Source organism: uncultured Campylobacter sp. (assembly GCF_937997595.1).
Classification (GTDB): domain Bacteria; phylum Campylobacterota; class Campylobacteria; order Campylobacterales; family Campylobacteraceae; genus Campylobacter_B.
Genome location: NZ_CALKTS010000328.1, coordinates 1 through 3,400 on the forward strand (window position 1 = coordinate 1; position 3,400 = coordinate 3,400).

At 46.1% G+C, this 3,400-nt stretch carries 4 protein-coding genes; 3 read left to right on the forward strand and 1 reads right to left on the reverse strand.

Translation table 11 applies throughout. From position 1 onward, the window contains the following. Positions 1-132 precede the first annotated feature (132 nt). Genes Q0614_RS11195 through Q0614_RS11205 form a run of 3 tightly spaced genes read left to right on the forward strand, consistent with a single transcriptional unit; the run spans position 133 to position 2,973 of the window. Positions 133-339, forward strand: coding sequence for a DUF4492 domain-containing protein (locus Q0614_RS11195; RefSeq protein WP_005871229.1), 207 nt, complete (start codon positions 133-135; stop codon positions 337-339). Between the two features lie 2 nt (positions 340-341). Further along, positions 342-1,865 (forward strand): cytochrome ubiquinol oxidase subunit I, encoded by a 1,524-nt coding sequence (locus Q0614_RS11200; RefSeq protein WP_297949738.1) that lies wholly within the window; start codon positions 342-344, stop codon positions 1,863-1,865. Position 1,866: 1 nt separating this feature from the next. After that, positions 1,867-2,973 carry a cytochrome d ubiquinol oxidase subunit II gene (locus tag Q0614_RS11205; protein WP_298788749.1) on the forward strand — a complete coding sequence of 369 codons (1,107 nt, stop codon included), beginning with the start codon at positions 1,867-1,869 and terminating at the stop codon, positions 2,971-2,973. A 343-nt stretch (positions 2,974-3,316) separates the two neighbouring features. Here the strand turns inward: Q0614_RS11205 and Q0614_RS11210 are convergent. Beyond that, positions 3,317-3,400 (reverse strand): SbmA/BacA-like family transporter (locus Q0614_RS11210; RefSeq protein ID WP_298788751.1); only part of this gene is annotated, 84 nt, incomplete at its 5' end.

A 3,400-nucleotide genomic window follows, 5' to 3' on the forward strand; every position in this document is an offset into this window, starting at 1 on the left:
CGCGATAGAGTTTGGAATTTTTTCCGAAATAGGATAAAATCAGCGCGAATTTTTTAAAATTTAAAGTTAGATTTTAATTAATTACTATATAATAAAAAATATAAACTAATAATTGCTAAAGGTTAAAATTTGATGTTTTTCGGCAAAATTTTAAAATTTTACGCGCACGGATTTGCTTCGATGAAGCTTGGCAAAACGCTATGGGCGGTGATTTTGATCAAGCTATTTATAATTTTTGTGCTACTTAAATTTTTCATTTTCGACGAAAACTTGGATTCTAAATTTAAAACCGATCAAGAAAAAATCGATTTCATCTATAAAAATTTGACTAAGGAGTAAGAATGCAAGAGCTTGCTAGCGTGGATTGGTCGAGGGCGCAGTTTGCGCTCACGGCGCTTTATCACTTTCTTTTCGTGCCCCTAACGCTGGGGCTTAGCTTTATCGTGGCGTTTATGGAGAGCCTGTATGTCGCGACAGGCAAACAGGAGTGGCTTAAGATCACTAAATTTTGGCTTCGCCTTTTCGGTATAAATTTCGCCATCGGCGTCGCGACGGGCATCATAATGGAGTTTGAGTTCGGCACCAACTGGGCGAATTATAGCTGGTTCGTGGGCGACATCTTCGGTGCGCCGCTTGCGATCGAGGGCTTGCTGGCGTTTTTCTTGGAGGCTACCTTTTTTGCCGTAATGTTCTTCGGTTGGGACCGCGTGAGTAAGAAATTTCATCTTCTCTCGACCTGGCTCGTGGCGATCGGATCAAATTTAAGCGCATATTGGATCCTAATCGCGAACGCCTGGATGCAAAACCCGGCAGGCACGAGCTTTAATCCCGATACGATGCGCAACGAGATGAGTAATTTTTTAGATATCGCGCTATCTCACTTCGGAGTGGCTAAATTTTTACATACCGTTGGCGGCGGCTACATTACCGCGGCGCTTTTCGTGCTTGGAATTTCGGCGTTTTATATGCTAAAAAACAAAGACTTCGCGCTTGCTAAAAAAAGCTTCATCGTAGCGGCAAGCTTCGGTATGCTAAGCTCGCTTTTCGTGCTATTTAGCGGCGACGAGAGCGCCTATCAGGTCGCGCAAAAGCAGCCGATGAAGCTTGCGGCGATGGAGGGTCTGTATAAAGGCGAAGTAAACGCGGGCATCGTCGCGGCGGGAGTTTTAAATCCTAGTAAACTTCCTGGAGACGATAAGGAGCCGTTTTTATTTGAGATCAAGGCGCCTTACGCGCTGGGGCTGATGGCTACGAGAGGGCTTGATAATTTCACTCCGGGCATCGATGATTTGGTATTTGGAAACGAAAAATTCGGCATCGAAGGCGCGGATAAAAAGATAGAAAAAGGCAAAATCGCCCTGCAAGCGCTAAAGGATTACAAGCTCGCCAAAGACGCGAATGACACCGCGGCGATGCAGCAAGCGCGCGAAATTTTATTTGGCAACCAAAATATGCAAAATTTAGGCTACGGCTACCTTGACGACGCGAAGCAGATCGTCCCTCCCGTGGCGCTTACCTTTTACAGCTTCCACGTGATGGTGGCTTTGGGAAGCTATTTTATCTTGCTATTTTTCGTGACGCTATTTTTGGCGATGCGAAAGAATCTCGCCGAATACAAGAAAATTCTATGGCTTTGCGTCTTTAGCATTCCTTTGGGATACGTAGCGTGTGAGGCGGGCTGGATCGTAGCCGAAGTAGGGCGCCAGCCGTGGGCGATACAAGATCTTATGCCGGTGGGCGTCGCAGCTACGAGCCTAGCGGGAACGAACATAATGATCTCGTTTGCGCTCTTTGCGGTTTTATTTACGGTTTTATTCATAGCCGAGATAAAGATCATGCTAAAACAGATAAAGATAGGATTTTAAGATGCACGAAATTTTTCAAATTTATTGGTGGTGCGTGGTTTCGCTTCTGGGCGGAATTTTGGTTTTTATGCTCTTCGTGCAGGGCGGTCAGACGCTGCTTTTTACGCTGGCGAAAAATGAGACCGAGAAGGATTTTATAATAAATTCCATCGGCAAGAAATGGGAGCTTACGTTTACTACACTCGTTATGTTCGGCGGGGCGTGCTTCGCGGCGTTTCCGCTATTTTATGCGACCAGCTTCGGCGGGGCGTATTGGGCGTGGATGGCTCTGCTTTTTTGCTTCATAATCCAAGCCGTCGCCTACGAATACAGAAAAAAGCCCGATAATTTCTTGGGCGCTAAAACTTATGAAGCCTTTCTTTTCATAAATGGCTCGCTGGGTACGATCCTGCTCGGTATCATCGTCTCGACGCTTTTTAGCGGCAGCGAGTTTGCGCTGGGCGATAATAATTTCGTGCAGTGGAAAAGCTCCGCTCGCGGGCTTGAGGCGCTAGCAAATCCGTTTAATTACATCTTGGGGCTTGCGCTATTTTTCTGCGCTAGGACGGGAGCGAGCTTATATTTGATGAATAATATCGCCGAGCCCGAAATGATCGCTAAGCTCAAAGCCTCGCTTAAATTTAACGCTAGCGCGTTTTTGGTATTTTTCATAGCGTTTTTGGCGTGGGTCTTGCTAAAACAGGGCTATACGGTAGGCGCGGGCGGCGTAGTAAGCCTTGAGAGCTTTAAGTATCTGCATAACTACCTAAGCCTGCCTGCGGCGCTAATCTTGCTGCTGCTGGGCGTCGTGCTGGTGCTGGTGGGGATATTCAAAGGCGCATTTACAAGCAGCGTGCGCGGAGTATTTTTCTACGGCGTAGGAGTCGTATGCGCGGTAACGAGCGTATTTTTGATCCTAGGGTTAAACAACACGGCGTTTTATCCGTCAAATTTCGACCTGCAAAGCTCGCTTTCGATAAGCAATGCAAGCTCGAGCCTCTATACGCTTAAGACGATGTTTTACGTGTCGTTTCTAGTTCCTTTCGTGCTGGGTTATATCAGCTACGTTTGGTGGTTGATGGACGCTAAAAAGCTCGATAAAGAGGGGCTTTCAAACGAGCATTATTAGGCGCGTCCGCCCTAGCGCGGCTTCCGCGCGCCGTGTGGCGGCGAGAAGCTGCTCGCATGCGCGGCACTGCGTGCTTTTGCGCTTGGTTAAATTTCATACCGTCGGCGCTTTTTACGCGCCGCATTATAAAAATTTTAAGGATTAAAAATGATCAAATCTTTAGTTTTCATCGCGATTTGGATGATCTTGCTCGTAGGAAGCTATAAATTTATAAAGCTAAACATTACTCATCACGAAAAAAGAGAGCAGTAAAAGCGTAGAAATTTTAAAAGCTTGCAACCCTGGAATTTCGCTTTAAATTTAAAAAGCGAAATTCCTGCGCAAGGTGCGGGCGAAATTTTATCTAGCCCTTGTAGTCGATATTTTTTTCAAACTCTTTAAGTCGCATATGGATTGAGCGAAGCTCCGTGATCGTCGTCCAGTTATT

Bases quoted from the DNA above. Each gene is read 5' to 3' on its own strand.
- Q0614_RS11195 (WP_005871229.1), top strand. From the start codon at position 133: ATGTTTTTCGGCAAAATTTTAAAATTTTACGCGCACGGATTTGCTTCG.
- Q0614_RS11200 (WP_297949738.1), top strand. From the start codon at position 342: ATGCAAGAGCTTGCTAGCGTGGATTGGTCGAGGGCGCAGTTTGCGCTC.
- Q0614_RS11205 (WP_298788749.1), top strand. From the start codon at position 1,867: ATGCACGAAATTTTTCAAATTTATTGGTGGTGCGTGGTTTCGCTTCTG.